Genomic DNA, 19,518 nt, shown 5'->3' on the forward strand with positions numbered 1-19,518 from the left:
CCCCTCTTTGGTTCGGGATGCTGCACTCTATGTCTCAGAATTTGTCCGACACGCCGGAAACGGACACCACCACCTCCACCGCCAAAATTCCTTCGAAAATCGCCGCTGCCTATCTGGCCGCGCTGCGGGGCAGCGCGCTGCCCGGCGAAGGCGACGATATGGACAAGGCGGCGCTCGCCGACGCGGGCCAGTTCGCTGCGCGTGCCGCGCTTGAGCGCACGGCCGAAACGCCTTCGCTGCTGCTCGAACCGATCGCCGCCGACGGGACCGACCGCCGCATGCGGCTCGCCATCATCAACGACGACATGCCTTTCCTCGTCGATTCGACCTCGCAAGCCGTTGCGGCGCAGGGGCTTGCCGTCCACCGCATCCTGCACCCTGTCGTTGCGGCGAAGCGCGATGCGAAAGGCCACCTGCAGGAAGCCGGCGAAGGCGGCACCCGCGAGTCGGTCATCTATATCGAACTCGAGCGCGGCGATGCGCGCGCGCGCCGGCGCTTGCTCGACGGGCTGGAAGCCGCGCTGCGCGACGTGCGCGCTGCGGTACGCGACTGGCGTGCGATGCGCGCCGCGATGCTCGCCGACGCCGCAATGCGCGTCGAGGGCGAGGCGGCCGAACTGCTGCGCTGGTTCGAGGGTGGGGCGATGACCCAACTTGGCCATGAATGGCGCACGCGCGATGGCAAGATTCAGGATTCGCTGGGGATCAGCGAGAGCGGCGAAAGCCAGCTCCTGTCGCCCGCTGCGCTCGAAGCGGCCTTCGCCTGGTTCGATCAGGGGGGCACCGCGCCGCTGCTGATCAAGTCGAACCGGCTGTCGGCGGTGCACCGCCGCGTGCTGCTGGACCTCGTGATCGTGCCTGAATTCAAGGGCAAGACCGTCGAGCGGCTGTCGATCCATGCCGGCCTGTGGACCAGCGCGGCCTTGTCGGCGGCCCCGGCGAAGGTGCCGGTACTGCGCGCGCAGCTCGAAGCATTGATGGCGAAGTTCGGTTTCGATCCGGCCGGTCACGCAGGCAAGGCGCTCGCGCATGCGCTTACCGCATTGCCGCATGACCTGCTGATCGCCTTCGATGCGGCGGCGCTCGAGGAGTTGGTGCTGACGTCGATGTCGATCACCGATCGCCCGCGGCCAAAGCTGGTGACGGTGCGCAGCGCGCTCGGTCGTCACCTCTTCGTTTTCGTATGGTTGCCGCGCGATGAAGTGTCGGCCGGCCGCCGCCTTGCGGTCGAATCTTTGCTCGTGCGCGAAGCCAGGGCGGGCGTCATCAACTGGACGATGGTGCTCGAAGACGGCGGTGCGGCCCTGCTGCGCTACACGCTCGACCTGCGCAGCGGCGGCGTCGTGCCCGATACCGAGGCACTGAACGCGCAGCTCGAACAGATGGTACGCGGCTGGCAGCCCGAGGTCGAGGCCGCGCTTGCCAAGCGCGGTGATCCGGGACGTGCAGCGGCATTGGCGGCACGTTTCGCGCCGATGTTCCCGCCGAACTATCGCAATCTCTATAATCCCGAGGAAGCCGCGCGCGACATCCTGCGGCTTCGCGACCTCGACGCCGATAATCCGCGCAGCGTTCGGCTCGCGCGCAAGAGCCTCGACGGCGACGACCAGCTGCGGCTCAAAGTCTATAGTGCGGTCGGCCCGCTCGCGCTTTCCGCCATTGTCCCTGCACTGGAGCATTTCGGGTTCGAAGTGCTCGAGGAAATCCCGACTGCGCTTGGTCAGAGCCGCGCCCCGGGTGCCGAGGACGACGATGAATTGCCGATCGTAATCCACGATTTCACGCTGCGCCTGCCGCCGAATGTCGATGAACTCGCCTTGCTTCCCAATGCCGAAGTGCTCGAAGGCGCGATCGCGGCGGTACTCGACGGCCGCGCCGAAAATGACGCGTTCAACGAACTGGTGCTAACCAACCAGACCGACCCGCGCGCGATTATCTGGCTGCGCGCGTGGTTCCGCTATTTGCGCCAGGGCGGGTCTGCGTACGGCATGGACACGGTGGTCAGCGCGCTGCGGCACGCGCCGGCGCTCACCGCCGCCTTGATCGAGCGCTTCTCGGCACTCCACGATCCGAAAGCGCGCGACGAGGCCCGTGCAAAGGCGCTCGAAGCCGACATCATGGCGGGCTTTGCCGACATCAAGTCGATCGACGAAGATCGTATCCTGCGGCTCTTCCACGCGGTGATCGGCGCGACGCTGCGGACCAACGCCTTTGCGCCCGCTGCCGACGAGGCGCTCGCGTTCAAGATCGATTCGAGCCTTGTGCCGGGCCTGCCCAAGCCGCTGCCCTGGCGCGAGGTCTGGGTTTATTCGCCGCGGGTCGAGGGTATTCACCTGCGCGCCGGTCCGGTGGCGCGCGGCGGGCTTCGCTGGTCCGATCGCCGCGACGACTTCCGCACCGAAATCCTTGGACTGATGAAAGCGCAGCGCGTCAAGAACGCCGTCATCGTGCCGACCGGCGCGAAGGGCGGCTTCTATCCCAAGGCGCTGCCCGACATCTCGCTCGACCGCGATGCGTGGTTCGCCGAGGGCACCGAATGCTATCGCATCTTCATCCGCTCGCTGCTGTCGATCACCGACAATCTGGTCGCGGGCAAGGTCGTGCATCCGAAAGATGTCGTGATCCACGACGGCGACGATCCTTATTTCGTCGTCGCTGCCGACAAGGGCACCGCGACTTTCTCCGACGTCGCCAATGCGCTCGCGATGGAGCGCGACTTCTGGCTCGGCGACGCGTTCGCGAGCGGCGGGTCGAACGGCTATGACCATAAGGCGATGGGCATCACCGCCAAGGGCGCGTGGCTTTCGGTTCAGCGCCACTTCGCCGAAATGGGTGTCGATGTGCAGACCGACACGATCCGCGTCGTCGGCTGCGGCGACATGTCGGGCGACGTGTTTGGCAACGGCATGCTGTTGTCGAAGGCGATCCAGCTCGTCGCGGCATTCGACCACCGCCATATCTTCCTCGACCCCAATCCCGATCCGGCGAAAAGCTGGAAGGAACGCGAGCGGATGTTCGCGCTGCCGCGGTCGAGCTGGGCCGACTATAACGCCAAGCTGATTTCGAACGGCGGCGGCATCTTCCCGCGCAGCCAGAAGAGCATCCCGCTTAGCCCTGAAGTGCAGGCGCTGCTCGGCCTGTCGGTGTCCGAAATCGACCCCGGCGCGCTGATCTCGGCGATCCTGAAAGCACCCGTCGACCTGCTGTGGTTCGGCGGCATTGGCACCTATGTGAAGGCTGCGAGCCAGAATAATGCCGAGGTCGGCGATCCCGCCAACGACGCGCTGCGCGTCGATGCCGAGGATCTGCGTGTGCGGGCGGTCGGCGAGGGCGCGAACCTCGGTACCACCCAGGCCGCGCGCATCGCTTTCTCGGCGAAGGGTGGCCGGATCAACACCGACTTCATCGACAATAGCGCGGGCGTCGATTGCTCGGATAATGAGGTCAATATCAAGATCGCGCTCAACCGCGAGATGATCGAAGGCCGGCTGGCGCAGGACGACCGCGACGCGCTGCTCGTCCGCATGACCGACGATGTGTCGGCGCTGGTGCTCGAGGACAACCGGCTGCAGGCGCTCGCGCTGTCGATCGCCGAGAAGGGCGGCGCGGCGGGTGTGCCGTCGCTCGTCCGGCTGATGGAGACGTTCGAGGCTTCGGGCCGTCTCGACCGCAAGGTCGAAGGACTCGCGGCGAACGATGAATTGCTCCGCCGCGCTGCCGAAGGGCGCGGGCTGACGCGCCCCGAACTCGCGGTGCTGTTGTCGACCGCGAAACTCGCGTTGCAGGACGCGATCGAGCATAGCGACCTGCCCGACGATCCTGCGCTGGGCAGTGACCTGGCGGCGGCTTTCCCGGCCGAGATGCAGCGCGATTTCGCGACGGCGATTGCCGATCACCAGCTGCGCCGCGAAATCATCGCGACGAAGATTGCGAACCGCATCATCAATCGCATGGGCATCGTCCATCCTTTCGAACTCGTCGAAGAGGAAGGTTGCGCGCTCGGCGATATTGCGGCGGCGTTCGTCGCGGTCGAGCGGCTGCTCGACATGCCGGCGATCTGGACCGCGCTCGACGCGGCGAAGATTGACGAAAGCGTGCGCCTGTCGCTCTTCGCACAGGCGTCGTCGGCGATGACGTCGCAAATGGCCGACCTCCTCCGCGTGACCCAGACGCTGGCGCAGGCGGGCCCGGTGGTCGCGCGGCTCGAACCCGGTGTCGACCGCCTGATGACCGGAGTCGACGCACTGCTCAGTCCGTCGGTCAAGCACCAGTGGGACATGCTGACGCAGCAGCTCCTCGACGCCGGCGCGCCGGAGCCGCTGACCGCGGCGGTGGTTCGCCTGTTCAAGACCGACGGCGCGATCGGCATCGTCGATCTGGCCGAGCGGCGCGGTGATGACGAAATCGCGGTCACCCGCGCTTTCACCCATCTCGGCGAAGCTCTGGGGCTCGACTGGGCGCAGACGCTGGCGGCGCATATGAGCCCCGCCGATCCGTGGGAACGTCTGCTGGTCAACAGCCTCGCGCGCGATTTCCAGCAGATGCGCCTGAGCTTCCTCGCCGGGCTGCCGAAGGGCGATCTGGACGCGGCGGTGACCAAATGGCTCGCCGACCATGCCCCGCGCGTCGCGCAGTTCAAGGCGACGGTCGAACGGGCGCGGACGATCCCGAACCCGAATGGCGCGATGCTGTCGCATATCGCCGGACAGGCCCGCGGACTGCTGGGACGGTAATCGACGATTGCGGGCAATAAATAGGGACAGTCCCTATTTAATCGAGAATGGCAGAGCGGTTTCCATCGATCGGCCAAATAAAATGGGGACTGCCCCTATTTATGGAGTGCCCATGCCGTTTCAGCCTCGCGTCGCGATCCTTGTCCCGGCGCCCGATTATTACGAAAAGTGGCAGCCCGCCTTTGCCCGCAAGGCGGCGGCGCTGACCGCTGCCGGGCTGATCGTCGAGCAGCGGGTGTGGAGCGATCCCGGCGATCTGTCGGGCTATGATCTGGTCCTCCCGCTCTTTGCCTGGGGCTATCAACGCGATGTTGCGGCCTGGTACGCCTTGCTCGATCGGCTCGAGGCCGACGCGCTGCCGGTGGCCAATCCGGTGCCCGTGCTGCGTTGGAACAGCGACAAGGCCTATCTCTCCGAACTCGGTGCAAAGGATGTCGCCGTGGTGCCGACGGTCGAGGTCGCCGGGCTCGACGAGGCGGCTCTCGCCGCAGCGCGCGCCGAACTTGGCGCCGGAGAGGTCGTGATCAAGCCCGCGATCTCCGGCGGCGCCGACGGCACCCACCGCATCGCGACCGGCGCACCGATCCCCGCCGACGCGATCGGCCAGCGACGGCTCGTCCAACCGCTGATGGCGGGCATCCTGACCGACGGCGAATATTCGCTTTTCTTTTTCGGCGGCCAGTTCAGCCACGCGATCGTCAAACGCCCTGCGTCGGGCGACTTTCGCGTGCAGGAACAGTTCGGCGGGCGCGAGACCCTGTGGGAAGCCAATGATGCTGCGCGGGCTCTGGCGGCAGCGGCGCTGGCCGCGGCTCCGGCACCGCCGGTGTATGCGCGCGTCGATATGGTCGGCGATGCGACGGGCAAACTTCACATCATGGAACTCGAACTGATCGAGCCCTCGCTGTTCCTGCATCATGCCCCCGACAAGGGCGCGGGGTTCGGACTGGCCGTCTACGCCGCGATCTAGCCCGGGCGGTTCTGCCACAGCCATTGCCGGATCGCCGAAGTCAGGTTCGGCGGATCGTCGGCCTCCATCCGCTCGACATCGATCCGCGCGACGAGCGCGTTGACGGGCAGCGCCTGCCGCGCCGCCTCGGCTTCCAGCGCGTCCCAGAACATCGGCTCAAGACTGATCGAGGTCGGGTGACCGGCGATGGTCACCGAGCGCTTGACCGGGGGGTGGAGCGGCGCGCTCAACGGCGGGCGCGCCATCGCCGCAGGAGCAGCGCGGCCGCGACCAGCTCGATCGCACCGATGAGAAAGCCGAGGTTGAACGAAAGACCGATGCCGAACAGCGCGAGGCCGGCCACCAGCAGGATCGCGCCGCCGAGCGCCCAATAGGCGATGTCGCCATACATCGTGCGAAAGAGGAAATAGCGCGCGCCGATGATCGCGGCGAAGATGGGGATCGCAAGGTCGGGCGCGCGGACGAGCAGCACCCACGCGATCATCACGCCGACGAACAGCGGGACGGTTGCTTCGAGCGCCAGCGTTTCGAGCGCCTTGCCGATGGTCGGTTTCGGGGCCTTGAATGTGGTGCGTTCGATCAGGACCGCCAGCGGGTGGATCGCCATGCCGCCGATGAATAGCGCGACGAAGGCGACCATAGTGCCGTGAAGCTGCCATATGATGCCGGCGACGAGCCACACGACGCCCGAGACCAGAACGCCGGGCGCGCCGCCCGCATAGGCGCGGGCAAGGTCTTGCTGGGCGGCAGTGAGGGAGAAGGCGGGTTCGGTCATGGTGTGGGTGTAGCGTGTTGATCGGCGGCGGCAATGCCGCCACTTGCCGTCAGACGGGGCTGCGATCTTTGGGATCGCCGCCCCGCTGGCCGTGCCGATGGCTGCCGCTTTGCGGCACCGGCGCCTAACCTCGTCGTCCGCTGCGCGAACGCCTTGGTTACACGCCTGCCATCGTTCAGTACATATGCTGCCCGCCGTTGATGCTCATCGTCGACCCGGTCACAAAGCCGGCGTCTTCGCTGCAAAGAAACGCTACGCCGCGCGCAATTTCGTCGGCCTGCCCCAAACGGCCGACCGGGATCTTGGCGACGATTTTTTCCAGCACTTGCGGCGGCACCGCCGCGACCATGTCGGTGTCGATATAGCCCGGCGCGATCGCGTTTACGGTCACGCCCTTCTTGGCGCCTTCTTGTGCCAGCGCCTTGGTAAAGCCATGGATGCCCGATTTTGCGGCGGCGTAGTTGACCTGGCCGTATTGGCCGGCCTGACCGTTGATCGACCCGATATTGACGATGCGGCCCCAGCCGCGTTCGACCATGCCGCCGAACGTGGCCTTCGCCATGTTGAAACAGCCGCCGAGGTTGACGCGCATGACGTCGTCCCAGTCGTCATAGCTCATGCGGGCAAGCGTGCCGTCGCGGGTGATGCCGGCGTTGTTGACGACGATGTCGACGGGGCCGAACTCCTCGGCGATGCGCGCGCAGCTGTCGAGGCATGCCTGATGATCGCCGACGTCCCATTTGATCGCCGCGATGCCGGTGCGGTCGGTGAACGCGCGTGCCTTTTCATCATTGCCGCCATAGTTGGCGATGACGGTGACGCCCTGTTCCTGAAGTTTCAGGGAGATTGCTTCCCCGATACCGCGGCTGCCGCCGGTGACGATTGCTACGCGTGCCATAAACTCACTCTCCCACGTGTTTATGGAATCATGATTAGGCTGCGCAAGCGGGCGCCGCAAGTTTACCGGAACGTCAATCGCAAAGCTATTCAGGCGCCTAGTGGCTGACCTGCGCCCGGACCTTCGAAAAGTCGCCGATGGCGAGATCGGCCTTGTCGATCGTCACCACCAGATTGTCGCCGTCACCGAACTTCCGGCTCATCAATCCGCTGGTCGGCAGCTCCAGCAAGACCGCGTCGCGCTCCTCGTCATAATCATGGATGTGACGAAAGGGCTCATGCCCGATTGCGGCCATCTCGCGGTCCGCAAGGTCGCGCCACCAGGGTTCGTAAAACGCGCGCGCCGACGTTGAAAGATTGTCGGGGTCGGCGCACCAGGCATGTTTCGCGCGATCGAACAAGATCGTCTGATAATCATGAACCCACAGATCCGCGTCGGCGCGGTGCGTCGTCAACGGCAAGGTGATCGTTTCGATCATCTCGACGCCCGTCTCGGGGTCGAGGGTGCAGATCGCCTTGGCCCAATGGATCGCGTGCAGTCCGGCCATCACGGCGGTCGCATCGCCGGCCGAGAAGGCGTCGCGCGTCGCACTGTCGTGCACGATCGCGATAATTTCTTCAGCGCGCGTGCGCGCTTCGCGGTTGATTGCGGCGCGCCCTTCCATCTCGTTCACATCTTCGGCGCTGGCGCCCGGCGGCGGCGCCGCTTCGGTCACCAGCCGGTCGAGCCGCATTTCGAGCAGTGCGATCATCGCGGTCATGCTGCCCCAGTCGAACGGATGGAAAGCCGGGTCCGCGATATCGTAACCACGTGCGTAGAGCGCGCGGCCGGTTTCGTCCGGATCGGCTTTGCTGCGCGGATCGGTATCGCCCGGGCGGACGCCGATCAGATCGACCGGCCATTCGGGAAAGGCGCGCACTGCGAACGACGTCAGATCGCCCGAAGCGAGCCCCCCCTGCGGACCGAACCACCCCTCCGGATCGTTGAGCGTGAAGGGCGGCGCAATCGGTGTGCCGGTTTCGCGCAGGTGAAGGACGCGCACGTCATAATTCCTGCGGTGGATGAAAAAGGCGAGCGCGCCGTCGCGCGGGCCAAGCCCGTTCCACAGACCGCGAGGCAGGTCGGTGCAGCTGATCTGGGCGAGGAAATCGGCGGGCTGGCCGTCGATTTTGGGCCACTCCATTCCCGCGGAAAGTCGCGGACGACCGCCGAGCCAACTGTTCGTCGAAATGGCGTCGCGCGACGGAATCTGGGGGACGAGGCGCAGAGAGACCTCCTCCGCGGCGGCTTTCTCGACCCGGTGCGCGTCTTCTTCGACCTCGGAAACGATTGCTGCGAGCGCGGCATCGACGGGTTCGTCGGCGACGATGGGTTCATATTCGTCATCGCTCGGTATTTCGAGCGGGGTTTTGCGGCTGATCCGTGCGAGCCGCGACGGCGATATTTCCACCGTTTCCACTTCGGGGGCCGCCTTGCGCGACAATTTGGGCAAGCGGCTTTCGCCCGGTGCACGCGGTTCGCGCGGCGCTCGGGGCGTTGCCGCGGCGGGACGCGGACGGCGCTGCCACCATATGGCAAAGGCGATCGCCAGAAAGGCGAGCGTGAGCCCGGCCAGCGCGAGCGCTGCCGATTCGACCTCGGTCATGGCGTTACCTCCAAATTGGCGCGGATTATGCCTGTTCGGCGCCGCGTCGGATCAGTTTAGCGCATGGACCTAAACAGTTGGTAAGCGGCCTGGATCAAAGCCAACCGGCGAGTTCGCGCCGCGTCAGCGTCTCCAGCATCGCCAGGCCCGGAGTATCGGCGTTGAGGCACGGAAGATAGGCGAAGCGTTTTCCCCCGGCGCCTTCGAACTGCTGTTTGCCGCGGATCGCCAGCTCTTCCAGCGTTTCGAGGCAGTCGGCGGCAAACCCCGGCGCGAAAATCGCGACGCTGCGACCTCCGCGGCCGAGCTGTTCGAGGCGCGTATCGGTGGCGGGTTCGAGCCATTTGGCGCGGCCGAATCGCGACTGGAACGCGACATCGACCGGGCGGCCGAGCGCTTCGGCCAGCAGCCGGGCCGTTTTCTGGCAATGACAATGATAGGGATCGCCAAGGTGCAGCGTGCGCTGGGGCATGCCATGAAAACTCGCAAGCAGCACGTCGGGGCTGAAATCGAGCGCGGCGAGGCCCGTCTCAACCGACGTTTTTAATGCGTCCAGATAGGCCGAATCGTCGTAGTAGGGCGGCAGAAAGCGGACCGTCGGCTGCCAGCGCAGTGATTCCAGATGCTTGCCCACGGCATCGACGACCGTCGCGGTCGTTGCGGCGCAATATTGGGGATAGAGCGGCGCGACGAGGATGCGCGCGCATCCCGCGGCCTTCAATGCGTCGATCGCCGGACCGATCGCCGGATTGCCGTATCGCATCGCATAGGCAACCTGCACCGTTTCCCCGAACGCGGATTGCAGCGCATTGCTTTGCGCACGCGTAATCGCGGCAAGCGGCGACCCATCCTCGGTCCACACCTGCGCATAAGCATGCGCCGACTTTTTCGGGCGCGTCGTCAGGATGATTCCGCGCAGGATCGGCTGCCACAATATTTGCGGGATTTCGACGACGCGGCGGTCCGACAGGAACTCGCCGAGATAGCGGCGCACCGACGGCGCATCAGGCGCGTCGGGGGTGCCGAGATTGGTCAGCAACACGCCGATTTGCGGCGCGGCGATGGGCGGATGATCAGGAGGCAGCGTCATAAAGGGTGCGCCGACAGCGGAATCCGGCGGATCCGGCGGCCTGTGGCAGCAAACATCGCGTTGGCGATGGCGGGCGCGACGACGGGCACGCCAATCTCGCCCAGCCCGCCGGGATCGCGATCACTGTCGATGAATTCGATCAGGATCTGCGGGGTCTGCGACAGGTCGGGCAGGCCGAGCTGGCTCAGCTTGCGCGCGGTGGCAACGCCGCCTTCATAGTCGGTGGTGGCGCCAACCGCTGCGGCCAGCCCGAAGATCAGCCCGCCCTCGATCTGCTGCCGCGCGACGGTGGGATTCACCAGCCGCCCGGCATCGACGACCGCGACCAATTGTTCGACCTGCAATCCGCGCTCGCTTTGCCGCGCGGTCGCCATCAGCGCGATGTGGCTGCCGCGCATCGAGTGACAGGCAAGGCCCTGCGCGGTCCCCGACAGGCCGCCTTCCCAGCCGCCGAGGCTGGTCGCGGTGAGCAGACAGCGCGCGAGCAGGGGCGCATTGCCGAGCATTGCCATGCGATAGGACAGCGCATCGGTCCCCGCGCGCGCCGCCATTTCGTCGACGAAACATTCGGTGAAAAAGGCGGTGTAGCTGTCGGCATTACCGCGCCAGCGCCCGGTCGGCAGACCGATATCGGCGGGGCAATGATCGACCGCCTTGTGCGGGATGGCATAGCTGGTCGCCGCACCCTCGACCGCGGCGGCGTCGGTGCGCCCCGCAGCGGCGCGCTGCGCGACGTCGGCGGGAGTGTTGTCGAAAAGCCGGTCGCGAAACTCATGGTTGGTCGGCGGCACGGCGATGCGCGTGACGAGCGCGTCGATCCCGCCCGCGGCGTTGAGCGTCGCGGTCAGTTTGGCCCGGGCCGGCGGGCGTGGCGGCAGGCGCATGATTTCTTCGGCGCGCGACCAGGCGAGCTGGACCGGGCGTTTGACCTGCAGCGCGATAATCGCCGCCTGCACCGCGGCGCTATGATCGAGGCAGGCATCGAACGATCCGCCTGCCATCATGGGGAACAGCATGATGTTTGCGGCCCCCAGGCCGGTCGCCCGCGCGATCGCGTCACGGCACTGCGCGGGCGCCTGCGTCGCGACCCATATGCGCAGGCCGCCGCCGTCGGGGGCAGCCGTCGCTGTGCGGGTTTCGATCGCGGCGTGGAGCGCGGGCGCAATGGCATATTCGGCGGAGATTTTCTGACGCCCCTCCATCGCCTCGCCGACATCGCCTTCGCTCGCGATGCGATAGCCATCGCCTTTCAGTGCCGTCTTCAGCGCCTTGTCGATCCGGTCGGACGAAATCGGCGTGCCTTCGGTTTCGAACAGTGGCGCGAAGCGGTCGAGCGCGCGGTTCGCCGCCCACCAGTTGCGCGCGACCGTCGCGACCCAGCGTTCGTGCGTGACGACATGCAGCAGGCCGGGGGATGACAGCCCCTTCTTGCGATCGATGCTCTTCAGCGTCGTCGCGCCGAGCGGCCCCTGGCGGATCGCCGCAAACACCATGTCGGGCAGGCGGATATCGCCGGCATAATTGGCCGATCCGTCGATCTTGGCGGGCAGGTCGAGCCGCGTCAGCTCCTTGCCGTAAAGCGGGTCTGAACTGCTCGCGCGATAGACGGGCTCGGCGGGCGGTTCGAGCAGCGCGGCGGCGGCCGCCACATCACCAAAGCGCAGCTTCTTCTTGCCGAAAGTGACGAAGCCGTCCTGCGTGTCGCACTGTTCCCAGTCGGCGTCCCAGCGTTTCGCCGCAGCCATCATCAGCAACACGCGCGCCTGCGCCGCAGCGGCGCGGCACGGCGCTTCGAACATGCGCACCGACGAGCTGTTCGCGGTCAGCATGACGGCGTGACGAACCGCCCATTCGCGGCGCGCCCAGCTGCGCACGTCCGACACGAAATCGGGAACCCCCGACCGCGGGGTAAAGACCGCGCTGTCCTCGTCGACGAGCAGCGTGTTGGTGTAGAGCGGATTGATCGGCGCGGTTTCGACCGCCATCGTCCGCCAGTCGGCGCCGAGTTCGTCGGCCATGATCTGCGGCAACAGCGTCGTGACGCCCTGACCCATTTCGCACTGCGGCACGATCGCGCTGATATGCCCGTCGTCGCCGATCTTCAGGAAGGCGTTAAAGACATGCTCGTCGGGTGCGGCGGTCAGATTGGGCAGGTAATCGCGCGGCCAGAGGCTCCACGCGATCGCGAGCCCGCCCGCCGCGGTCGCGCCGACCAGCATCTGACGGCGGCTGACGTGCGGCACGCGCGATTTATGTTGCCCCACAGTGTCGCGAATGCCGGTCATGCCCGCTGCTGATAGTCAGGCCCGCGAATCGGCGCAAAGAAAATCGCGCTTTCCTGCCGGGCGCGATCGCGCCGCTATTCCTCCGACAGCGCGAAATCGACGCGCACCGAAACCTGCGATTCGCTGATCCCGGGATTGAAGGGCGGGGCGGCTGCGGACTGCTCGGCGACCGCGTAATTGGCGGCGTCGGCAGCATAAGGCATCGGTGGGGCGTTATCGCCGCCATCGCGGATCGTGAGCACGCGATCGATCTTGAGCCCCGCAGCGCCGGCATAAGCGTCGGCGCGCGCGCGGGCAGCGCGATAGGCGGCGGCATAGGCCGATTTGGTCGCGGCCTCCTGATCGGACACGCGCAGCGTCGGACCCGACAGGACATTGGCGCCCGCCTGCGTCGTCGCCGCGACGGCCTCGCCCGCCTTGTCGACCGCGCGCATCCGCACCTCGACCTGATTGACCGCTTCATATTTGCCCTTGTTGGCACCCCAGTCGATGCGGTTCACCGTCAGCTGGCGCGTCTGCAGGTCCTTGCCCGCAACGCCGAACGCTTTCAGCGCTTCGGTGACCTTGGTCATCGTTTCATTGTTGCGCTGCGTCGCGGCTTCCGCCGACGCCGCGATCGTGCTGACCCCGGCGGTGAAGCGTGCCTCGTCGGGTTTTGTCTCGGACCGGCCGGTTGCCGACACCGATAACAGGGTTTCGTCATGCCCGACGCCGCGCGGATCGGGCGCCTTGTCGCCGCACGCACCGAGCGCCAGCAGCGGAATCAGCATAAGGGTCTGGTTACGCATGAACTTTCTCCCATCTTGGCTGGTTAGCGTATGACGGGTGCAACGGTTCCTTACCAGCCCCAGGGCGCGGGCGGCGGCGTTGCCGGCTTCGCATAATCGAATGCGACACGGAAATGCCGTCCCTGCCGGTCGAGGCCATAGGTGAAGCCCGCGTCCGTCGTTTCGACCGACCAGATATTGGTGGTCGAAACGCCGCGGCCCGTACGCTCGAACATCGCGATCGATTCGGCGTCGACGGGAAAGCTCTGCCGCGTCGATGTCCCGGCATCGGCGGTGTCGCCGCCATAGAGCGTCACGTCGTCGGAGGTTCCGTCGGCGTGGCGATGATCGTGCTTGAGGCGGAGGCCCGTGGACGTGCGGCTGATGATCCACGTCCGTGACCGGTCCCAGCCGCCATCGGGGCCAAGCCCGTCGATATGGAACGGAATCTCGATCCGATCGGCGGTGCAATGGCGGATATGCATCACCATCGCCTTGCCGCGCATATCGGCATCGGCGTCCTGATCGCTCGCAAGTTTGCCGGCATAGGCTTTGCCGCAACGTGCCGAGAGCGCGGCGAAAAATTCATCCTGCGGGTTCGTTGCGGCGGGCGTGGTTGCGCAGCCGGCAAGCGCCGTTGCCGCCAGCAGCGAAAAGACAGCCTTCACCGCAGCAGGCCGAGACGCGGGACTTCGATCTTGGGGCAGCGATCCATGACCACGATCAGCCTCGCGGCGTCGGCGCGCTTCGCCGCGGCGTCATTGATGACGCCGATCTGCATCCACACCGCCTTGGCGCCATGGACGATCGCTTCGTCGACCGCGGTGCCGGCATCGTCACTGTTACGAAAGATGTCGACGAGTTCGGCGGGCGGCTCGACGTCGGCGAGGGTCGCGACGACGGGCGCGCCGTGGATCGTCTTGCCGGCGTGGCCGGGATTGACCGCGATCACGTCATGCCCCTGTCCGACGAGGAAGGCGAGAACACCGTTCGACGCGCGCGCCGGGTTGGGCGACGCGCCCACGACCGCGATGCGGCGCTTTTGCTCAAGCAGTTCGCGGATTTCGCCTTCGTCGTTGATCGCCATATCTGTCCTCTCAATTAAATAGGGACAGTCCCTATTTATTGCGCTTGTTCAGCCAGTCGGCGACCTTCGCCGCTATCGCATGGAACGGTTCGCCCGCCGGGTCGGTTCCGGCTGCGGGCGGCACGCCGCCGTCGCTCGCGAGGCGGATGCCGATCGACAGCGGCACGCGGCCGAGGAAGTCGAGGCCCATTGTCCCCGCCGCCGCTTCGGCGCCGCCGTTCCCGAACGGGTCGCTCACCTCGCCGCAATGCGGACAGGCATAGCCGGCCATATTCTCGACCAGCCCGATGATCGGCACATCGGCCTGTTCGAACAGGCTGACCGCACGCGTCGCGTCCATCAGCGCAAGGTCTTGCGGTGTCGAAACGATCACCGCACCCGCGGGCTTGTGCTTCTGGATCATCGTCAGCTGGACGTCGCCGGTGCCGGGGGGCAGGTCGACGATAAGCGTGTCGATATCACCCCAGCTCGCGTCGACCAGTTGTTCGAGCGCCTTGCCCGCCATCGGGCCGCGCCACGCGATCGCCTGGCCCGGCGCCGCAATCTGCCCGGTCGATAGCATCGGGACGCCATAGGCGTTGGGAACGGGGACCAGTTTCGATCCGCGCGATTCGGGTTTCACATTTTCGCTGTCCATCAGGCGGGGCTGTGACGGGCCATAGATATCGGCATCGACCAGCCCGACCTTCACGCCCAGCCGGCGCAGCGCGACCGCAAGATTGGCGGCGAGCGTCGATTTGCCGACGCCGCCCTTGCCGCTGCCGACCGCGATGATCGTCATCGATTTCTTTTCGGCGGTCATCGCGATGCGGACTTCGCGCACGCCGGCTTCTGCGAGCAGGCCAGAGCGAAGCTTGTCTTCAAGCGGCTTACGCTCCTCGACCGCGAGCCCCGACACGTCGAGCACGACCGCGAGCAGACCCGAATCGTCGAGCAGCCTGAGCCCCGAAGACCGTCCTCCACTCAGCTCGGCGGCGGCGGCGGTCAGGCGGGCGATATCAGCGCTTTGTTCAGTCATGTCCGGGGCAGATAGGCATGATTGGGCTGTTTGCCAGCCATTTTCGCGCGCACCCCCTGTTAATCGCGCCCGTCGCCCCTATAAAAGCCCTATGAACGAAAAGATTGAAGGCAGCATGGATCGCCGCACCCCGAGGGGATTGCGGCAATTTTTCCATCAGATCAGCCAGATGGCGAACAGCCCATGGGGCAGCCCGGGCAAGGGCGATGACGACGGGAAGGGCGACGGCAAAAAACCCGGCCCGCGCAACCCGTGGGTCACCCCCGATCCGGCCGATCAACGCCGGGCGCCAAAGCCGCGCGGCCCCTCGGCGCTCGACGAACTGCTGCGCAAGGGGCGCGGCGGGTTCGGCGGCGGCGGCTCGGGCGGCGGCAGCCAGTTCAATTTTGGCGATTCGGCGAAGCTTTGGAAATGGATTGTCCTCGCGGTCGCTGTTGCGTGGGTGCTTTTCTCCTCCTTCCACATCGTCCCGCCCGAAAAGGAAGGCGTGATCACCCGCCTTGGCAGCTATTCGCGCACCGTCGGCCCCGGCGTGAAACTCACCTGGCCCGCACCGGTCGAGCGTATCCGCCTCGAAGACGTTCGCGCCATCCGCACGATGGCGATCGGTTCGCCGAACGCGACGGACGAGAATTTCGTGCTGACGCGCGACCAGAGCATCGTCGACCTTGCCTATGAGGTCCGCTGGTCGGTGCGCGATCCCGAGCTGTTCTTCTTTCAGCTCGCCGATCCCGAAGGCACGATCCGCGAAGTCGCCGAAAGCGCGATGCGCGCGACGGTCGCGAACTTCGACCTCGTCCAGGCGATCGGTCCCGGCCGCGTCGAGATCGAGGCACAGGTCCAGCTTCGCATGCAGGAACTGCTCAACCAGTATCGCGCCGGCGTGATGATTCAGGGCATTGCGATCCGCCAGGTCGACCCGCCGAGCCAGGTCGACGAGGCGTTCAAGGAGGTCACCGCGGCGCGGCAGGAACGCGAATCGGCAATCAACCTTGCGCGCGCCTATCAGCAGCAGGTGCTGGAACGCGCGCGTGGCGACACGTCGGCGTTCGACCAGATTTACGCCCAGTACCAGCTGGCGCCCGAAGTGACGCGCAAGCGCCTTTATTATGAAACGATGGAGAATGTGTTGTCGAACGTCGACAAGACGATTGTCGAAGCGCGCGGGGTGACCCCCTATCTGCCGCTCAACGAAGTGCAGAAGCGGATTCCCGCCACGCCGCCCGCCGCGGCTACGAAGGGAGGCGAATGATGTTTAATTCGCTGTTCCAGAATCCGATGCGGCTGCTCTTTGGCGTCGTCATCATTCTCGTCATCCTGTCGCAATCGCTGGCGATCGTGCCCGAAGACAAGCAGGCGCTGATCCTGCGTTTCGGCGAGATCGAGCGCACGGTAAACCGGTACAAGCCGAACGAGGATTTCGGCCGTTCGGGCGCTGGCCTCGTCCTGCGCGTTCCGTTCACCGACGGGATTCAATATATCGACAAGCGCATCCTCGGCGTGAACATGGAGCGCCAGCAGGTGCTCTCGACCGACCAGCAGCGGCTGCAGGTCGACGCTTTCGCCCGTTTCCGCATTACCAATCCGGTGCGCATGTACACCGCGATCCGTACCGAGGATAAATTGCAGGCGCAGCTTGCAACGATCCTTGGCTCGTCGTTGCGTAACGAGCTCGGCAAGCGGACCTTTGCGACCCTGCTGTCGCCCGAACGCGGCGCGGTGATGGACAATATTCAGGTCGCACTGAACCGCGAGGCGCAGAAATATGGCGCCGAGATCATCGACGTGCGGATCAAGCGCGCCGACCTGCCCGAAGGGGCGACGCTCGAGGCGGCGTACAACCGCATGCGTACCGCGCGGCAGCAGGAAGCGATCTCGATCCGTGCCGAAGGGCAGAAGGAAGCGCAGATCATCCGCGGCAGCGCCGATGGCGAAGCGGCGCGCATCTATGCCGCCAGCTTCGGCAAGGATCCTGCATTTTATGACTTCTACCGCGCGATGCAGAGCTATCGTCAGACCTTCCTCGGTGAAAACAACCAGGGCGGAACCTCGATCATCATGTCGCCCGACAATGAATATCTGAAGCGGTTCAGCGGCGGTTGATCGGGTCGGCTGTCGGCTGAATGGAACTTGCAGCGCCTGTTCATGTTCAATCACCGTTCAGCCAATTCGCCGCAGATAGCCGCGGCCGGGGCAGATGAGTTTTTCGAGAACGAAAAGGAATTTCGATCGTGCGTTATGTTTATGGCATCACTTCGGCCTTGCTGGCGAGTGGCACTGCGCTGGCGCTGGTCACCCAGTCTCCCGTCGGCGCGCAGGTCGCGCAGAATGAAAAAAGCGAAATCGCCAAAGTCGTGCCCAGATCGGGCGCGCCTGAAAGCTTCGCCGACCTGGTCGAGCAGTTGCAGCCCGCGGTGGTCAACATCTCGACCAAGCAGGAAGTAACGCTGGGCGTCCGGCTCAACCCCTTCGCTGGAACGCGTGAACCGATCACGCAGGAACAGCAGGGCGGCGGGTCGGGATTCCTGATCTCGGCCGACGGCTATATCGTCACCAACAACCATGTGATCTCGGGCGGCCCGCGCGGCGAAGCCGTCAATCAGGTCACGGTGACGCTGACCAACCAGAAGGAATATAAGGCGACGATCGTCGGCCGCGACGTCGCGTCCGACTTGGCGCTGCTCAAGATCGACGCGGCGGGCCTGCCGTTCGTGAAGTTCGCCGATAGCAGCACCGCGCGCGTCGGCGATTGGGTCATTGCGATCGGCAACCCGCTCGGCCTCGGCTCCACGGTGACCGCGGGGATCATCTCGGCGGTTCAGCGCAATATCGGCACGGGCACAGCCTATGACCGCTATATCCAGACCGATACCGCGATCAACCGCGGCAACTCGGGTGGCCCGCTGTTCGATTTGCAGGGCAATGTCGTCGGCATCAACAACATGCTGATCTCGCCCGTCGGCGCGAACATCGGCGTCAACTTCGCGATCCCCGCCGATGCGGCGATCCCGGTCATCAACGCGCTGCGCGCGGGTGAAAAGGTCCAGCGCGGCTATCTCGGCATCGGCATCGCGCCGGTCGACGAGGACCTCGCGGCGGCGCTCGGCCTGCCCAAGGACCGCGGTGAGTTCATTCAGCGCGTCGAACCTGCGCAGGCGGGCGAAAAGGCCGGGCTGAAGCGTGGTGACGTCGTGACCAAGGTCAATGGCAAGGAGGTCACGCCGCAGCAGACCTTGTCGTACATCGTCTCGAACACCAAGCCGGGCACACGCATCCCGCTCGAAATCATCCGCGACGGCAAGGCGATGATGATCCAGGCGCTCGTCGGCACACGCCCGCCCGAGGAGGAGCTGACCGGCAGCAACTTCGATCCCGAAGAAGAACAGACGACCCCCGAGGATCCGACCGGCGCCGCCGACAAGGCGCTCCAGGAAGAGCTCGGCCTGTCGGTGCAGACGGTGACCCCCGATATCGCACGCGCGGTCGGCGTCGATGCGGCGACCAAGGGTCTCGTGGTCGGTGCGGCTTCGGCTAACAGCGACGCGGGCCGCAAGGGGCTGCGCCGCGGCGACGTGATTCTCAGCGCTAACCGCACACCCGTCACGACGAGCGAGGCGCTCGCCAAGGCGGTCGCTGACGCCAAGAAGGCGGGCCGCGATGCGGTGCTGCTCGAAATCCTGCGCCGCGGCGGTCCGTCGGCGTTCGTCGCGATCCGCGTGAAATAACCGCCGGCCTTTCGGCCCGGCACAAGGGGCGCCGCACCTTCGGGTCCGGCGCCCTTTTTGTTTGCGCGCGATCCATGATGTTCATATTATGTTCCGATAATATCGAGTCGGGAGAAAGATGATGATTGGTTATGTGACGCTGGGAACGAAGGACTTGGCGAAGGCGGCGGAATTCTATGACGCGATTGCGGGCGAATTGGACACGCCGCGCATGATGGAATTCGACGGCTTTATCGCGTGGGGCAAGCCGGGCGGCGGCGCGGGTATTGGCCTGACCCGGCCTTTCGACGGCAATGTTGCGAGCGTCGGCAATGGCGTGATGGTTGCGCTCGAGGCGAAGGACAAGGAACAGGTCCACCGCCTCCACGAGATCGCGCTGGCCCACGGCGGCAGCTGCGAAGGCCCCCCGGGACCGCGCGGCGAGGGATTTTACGCCGGATATTTCCGCGACCCCGACGGCAACAAGTTGAACGCCTTCATCATGGGATGATGCTTGGCAGCGCCGCGCCGCCGCTCTAGACCCGA

16 protein-coding genes are annotated in these 19,518 nt (G+C 65.7%); 6 read left to right on the top strand and 10 right to left on the bottom strand.

The features are described from left to right. The first annotated feature begins 29 nt into the window (after positions 1-29). On the top strand, positions 30-4,733 hold the full coding sequence (locus AC3A43_RS10475; protein ID WP_487792484.1) for an NAD-glutamate dehydrogenase: 4,704 nt from the start codon (positions 30-32) through the stop codon (positions 4,731-4,733). A 112-nt stretch (positions 4,734-4,845) separates the two neighbouring features. After that, entirely contained in the window at positions 4,846-5,703 is an 858-nt protein-coding gene (locus tag AC3A43_RS10480) for an ATP-grasp domain-containing protein (RefSeq protein WP_487792485.1), read from the top strand. Here the strand turns inward: AC3A43_RS10480 and AC3A43_RS10485 are convergent. The 10 genes from AC3A43_RS10485 to AC3A43_RS10530 form a co-directional block, all read right to left on the bottom strand. Continuing rightward, positions 5,700-5,948: a ribbon-helix-helix domain-containing protein gene (locus tag AC3A43_RS10485; RefSeq protein ID WP_487792486.1), complete on the bottom strand. Its 249-nt coding sequence runs from the start codon at positions 5,946-5,948 to the stop codon at positions 5,700-5,702. The two genes, AC3A43_RS10480 and AC3A43_RS10485, sit on opposite strands and share 4 nt — an antisense overlap. Further along, positions 5,930-6,478, bottom strand: a complete 549-nt coding sequence (locus AC3A43_RS10490) for a DUF7010 family protein (protein WP_487792487.1) — start codon at positions 6,476-6,478, stop codon at positions 5,930-5,932. The genes AC3A43_RS10485 and AC3A43_RS10490 overlap by 19 nt, the downstream gene beginning before the upstream one ends. A 175-nt stretch (positions 6,479-6,653) precedes the next feature. Continuing rightward, the gene (phbB, locus tag AC3A43_RS10495) at positions 6,654-7,376 is read right to left on the bottom strand and encodes an acetoacetyl-CoA reductase (protein ID WP_487792488.1); all 723 of its coding nucleotides are present in this window, start codon (positions 7,374-7,376) and stop codon (positions 6,654-6,656) included. Positions 7,377-7,473: 97 nt separating this feature from the next. Next, complete coding sequence (locus AC3A43_RS10500; RefSeq protein WP_487792489.1) at positions 7,474-9,021, bottom strand: DUF1963 domain-containing protein; 1,548 nt, start codon at positions 9,019-9,021, stop codon at positions 7,474-7,476. Positions 9,022-9,115: 94 nt separating this feature from the next. Next, on the bottom strand, positions 9,116-10,111 hold the full coding sequence (hemH, locus tag AC3A43_RS10505; protein ID WP_487792490.1) for a ferrochelatase: 996 nt from the start codon (positions 10,109-10,111) through the stop codon (positions 9,116-9,118). Then, positions 10,108-12,396 (bottom strand): xanthine dehydrogenase family protein molybdopterin-binding subunit, encoded by a 2,289-nt coding sequence (locus tag AC3A43_RS10510; RefSeq protein WP_487792491.1) that lies wholly within the window; start codon positions 12,394-12,396, stop codon positions 10,108-10,110. Before AC3A43_RS10510 ends, hemH begins: the two co-directional genes overlap by 4 nt. Before the next feature lie 74 nt (positions 12,397-12,470). Further along, positions 12,471-13,184 (bottom strand): SIMPL domain-containing protein, encoded by a 714-nt coding sequence (locus AC3A43_RS10515; protein WP_487792492.1) that lies wholly within the window; start codon positions 13,182-13,184, stop codon positions 12,471-12,473. A 50-nt stretch (positions 13,185-13,234) separates the two neighbouring features. After that, the gene (locus AC3A43_RS10520; protein WP_487792493.1) at positions 13,235-13,831 is read right to left on the bottom strand and encodes a hypothetical protein; all 597 of its coding nucleotides are present in this window, start codon (positions 13,829-13,831) and stop codon (positions 13,235-13,237) included. Continuing rightward, a complete protein-coding gene (locus AC3A43_RS10525) occupies positions 13,828-14,250 on the bottom strand; it encodes a CoA-binding protein (protein ID WP_487792494.1) in 423 nt (140 codons plus the stop codon). Before AC3A43_RS10525 ends, AC3A43_RS10520 begins: the two co-directional genes overlap by 4 nt. A gap of 31 nt (positions 14,251-14,281) precedes the next feature. Further along, positions 14,282-15,268, bottom strand: coding sequence for an Mrp/NBP35 family ATP-binding protein (locus AC3A43_RS10530; protein ID WP_487792495.1), 987 nt, complete (start codon positions 15,266-15,268; stop codon positions 14,282-14,284). A 115-nt stretch (positions 15,269-15,383) separates the two neighbouring features. Here AC3A43_RS10530 and hflK point away from each other — a divergent pair, with 115 nt between their 5' ends. The 4 genes from hflK to AC3A43_RS10550 all read left to right on the top strand — a co-directional run bounded on the left by hflK (position 15,384) and on the right by AC3A43_RS10550 (position 19,483). Next, positions 15,384-16,520 carry a protease modulator HflK gene (hflK, locus tag AC3A43_RS10535; RefSeq protein WP_487792496.1) on the top strand — a complete coding sequence of 379 codons (1,137 nt, stop codon included), beginning with the start codon at positions 15,384-15,386 and terminating at the stop codon, positions 16,518-16,520. Beyond that, complete coding sequence (gene hflC / locus AC3A43_RS10540) at positions 16,520-17,371, top strand: protease modulator HflC (RefSeq protein ID WP_487793033.1); 852 nt, start codon at positions 16,520-16,522, stop codon at positions 17,369-17,371. The genes hflK and hflC overlap by 1 nt, the downstream gene beginning before the upstream one ends. Positions 17,372-17,499: 128 nt before the next feature. After that, complete coding sequence (locus AC3A43_RS10545; RefSeq protein WP_487792497.1) at positions 17,500-18,993, top strand: trypsin-like peptidase domain-containing protein; 1,494 nt, start codon at positions 17,500-17,502, stop codon at positions 18,991-18,993. A 121-nt stretch (positions 18,994-19,114) separates the two neighbouring features. Continuing rightward, entirely contained in the window at positions 19,115-19,483 is a 369-nt protein-coding gene (locus AC3A43_RS10550; RefSeq protein ID WP_487793034.1) for a VOC family protein, read from the top strand. Positions 19,484-19,518: the final 35 nt, after the last annotated feature.

It is taken from the genome of Sphingopyxis sp. Soil_C_28 (genome assembly GCF_057657055.1).

Bases quoted from the DNA above. Each gene is read 5' to 3' on its own strand.
- AC3A43_RS10475 (WP_487792484.1), top strand. From the start codon at position 30: ATGTCTCAGAATTTGTCCGACACGCCGGAAACGGACACCACCACCTCC.
- AC3A43_RS10480 (WP_487792485.1), top strand. From the start codon at position 4,846: ATGCCGTTTCAGCCTCGCGTCGCGATCCTTGTCCCGGCGCCCGATTAT.
- AC3A43_RS10485 (WP_487792486.1), bottom strand. From the start codon at position 5,948: ATGGCGCGCCCGCCGTTGAGCGCGCCGCTCCACCCCCCGGTCAAGCGC.
- AC3A43_RS10490 (WP_487792487.1), bottom strand. From the start codon at position 6,478: ATGACCGAACCCGCCTTCTCCCTCACTGCCGCCCAGCAAGACCTTGCC.
- phbB (WP_487792488.1), bottom strand. From the start codon at position 7,376: ATGGCACGCGTAGCAATCGTCACCGGCGGCAGCCGCGGTATCGGGGAA.
- AC3A43_RS10500 (WP_487792489.1), bottom strand. From the start codon at position 9,021: ATGACCGAGGTCGAATCGGCAGCGCTCGCGCTGGCCGGGCTCACGCTC.
- hemH (WP_487792490.1), bottom strand. From the start codon at position 10,111: ATGACGCTGCCTCCTGATCATCCGCCCATCGCCGCGCCGCAAATCGGC.
- AC3A43_RS10510 (WP_487792491.1), bottom strand. From the start codon at position 12,396: ATGACCGGCATTCGCGACACTGTGGGGCAACATAAATCGCGCGTGCCG.
- AC3A43_RS10515 (WP_487792492.1), bottom strand. From the start codon at position 13,184: ATGCGTAACCAGACCCTTATGCTGATTCCGCTGCTGGCGCTCGGTGCG.
- AC3A43_RS10525 (WP_487792494.1), bottom strand. From the start codon at position 14,250: ATGGCGATCAACGACGAAGGCGAAATCCGCGAACTGCTTGAGCAAAAG.
- AC3A43_RS10530 (WP_487792495.1), bottom strand. From the start codon at position 15,268: ATGACTGAACAAAGCGCTGATATCGCCCGCCTGACCGCCGCCGCCGCC.
- hflK (WP_487792496.1), top strand. From the start codon at position 15,384: ATGGATCGCCGCACCCCGAGGGGATTGCGGCAATTTTTCCATCAGATC.
- hflC (WP_487793033.1), top strand. From the start codon at position 16,520: ATGTTTAATTCGCTGTTCCAGAATCCGATGCGGCTGCTCTTTGGCGTC.
- AC3A43_RS10550 (WP_487793034.1), top strand. From the start codon at position 19,115: ATGATTGGTTATGTGACGCTGGGAACGAAGGACTTGGCGAAGGCGGCG.